The 1,873-nt window shown below is 61.0% G+C and carries 1 pseudogene; it reads right to left on the bottom strand.

Going from position 1 to position 1,873, the window contains the following annotated elements:
* Positions 1-1,873 (bottom strand): annotated as a pseudogene (locus Q0520_RS00780) (hypothetical protein); the annotation flags it as partial.

Below are 1,873 nucleotides of genomic sequence, written 5' to 3'. Positions count from 1 at the left end.
CGGGTGATCTCCCTCCACTCCTGTGGGCCGGGGACGGTGTAGGTTTTCACCTGCTTGTCACCGCTCTTTACCCGGACACTGATTCCATTCGAGGGGACGGCCGGGTAGGTCTCGATCCTCCTCCGCTCCACGTCCATCCCGATCCCAGTGAGGGCGGAGGTCACCGACTTTGCAGAAGCCCTGACGGAGTCGGCGAGCATGGAGGGCGTGACCGCCTGGAGACGGTCGGCGAGATCGTAGAACTGTGCATACTTCGGATCATCCATCATCGTGGTATCCCCTGTGGCGAGGGAGAGGGCGAGGTTGAAGAGGCTGCCTTCCCACGAAAGGGAACGCTGCTTCTTCAGTTCGGCCTGCCGGGTCTTCATGTATCCCCGGAAACGGTCTTCGCCATCGGGGAAGACCTGGAGCACGATGGAGAGTGGGCGCAACATCTGCTTGAGCCGGGGTTCCACGTCGATGTCAGTGCAGTCCATCAGCCTCTCACCGTCGATCTCGTTCCAGTGGTGGAGAACAAAGACGGCGATGTGGGCACGGATTTTCTGCATCTCCTCCTCGTAGGTGCGGTCCAGATCCACGGGGATGTCTTTGCGCTGCGTCTCGTGCGGGGTGACCGACAAGCACCGCCCCTCTGTGGCCACGTCGCCGAAGGGCTGCCGCATGGCGATCACCTTCGGACCGAAAGGATCAAAGAACTCCTGTCTCTTCGGGTCGTTCTTGTCACTAATGATGTAGTATTGCCCACGCTCGAAACCCAGATTCAGGAACTTGATCATGGGATTCTGGTACCCGCCGGAAAGGTCCGATTCATCGATCCTGAGGACCCCCTTCCACTTCTCGTTGGTACGCATGATCCCGCTCTGGCTGCTCGCTCCTCCGGCGGTGACCGGATAGAAACAGAGGTCGGATACCGTGCGGGCGATCCTGCTCTTCCCCTTGCCGCTGTCGGAGATCAACCTCAGGTAAGGGGAAGTGCTGCACTTCTGATATACCCACGAGAACAGGATATAATAGACAAACAGTTGATATTCATCATCTTTCACGTCGGTGTACTTGTAGAGATGGCGGACGATCATATCGTAGAGGCCGACCGGGGAGATGAGGGCGGCGGCCTCCATCTCCTCCTTCCGGGGGAGTCCCACGATCTCTACCAGATCGCCGGTGTCGGGGTGTCGGTCCAGGGGTCGGGGGTGCACCGTCTCGCCGTTCTTGTCCATCATCGTCTCGTGGAAAGAGAGGGTGCCGTCCTCGTCCACGCCTGCGAAGAGGAAACGCTGATCGGCGGTGACCACGTCCAGATAGATCCCGCTGTCGGTGATCACGTGCGACTTCAACTTCTTCGGCGGCTCCTCCTCTTCCTTCGCCTTTTTCCCGGCCTTCTTCTTCGCCTTTGCGCTGTCCTCGGAGTAGGTGCGGGTGGTCCCACGCATCGCCGTGGAGATGGTGATCTGTCCGTACGTCTCCGGTCCCCTGTATTCGTCCCATTTCTCCCGCATCAGACCGGACCGCCTGAAGAGCCTGTCCATCTGTGTGGGGTTTCGGTCGGTGTAGTACGCGAGGTAGTTGCAGAGGGCCTGATCTGCGGCGCTCTCATCGCCTCCGTGATCTGAGGTGTCACCCTCCCACAGACGGGTGAACTTGTCGCCGTTCTTGCCTGCGGTGCAGAGGTCGATCACCTCGCCGTCGGTGCGGCCCTCTGCCGTCGCTGTGGGCGAGGGGGCCGGGGCCTTCTTCGGGGGGATGACGGCCTGCTCCTCCTCCGGCCCTGCGACCTTCGCATACAGGGCCTCGATGCTGCCGGGCCGGGCGGTCTGTACCTCTGCGGGTGTCCCCTCGATGTGGTTCCCGGTGACGGTGAAGAACCGGCCTGCTA

Origin of the sequence: uncultured Methanofollis sp. (genome assembly GCF_937919355.1) — an archaeon.
GTDB lineage: Archaea > Halobacteriota > Methanomicrobia > Methanomicrobiales > Methanofollaceae > Methanofollis.
Note: the sequence above shows the minus strand (reverse complement) of the source record. Positions and strands in the feature narration are given on the sequence as shown.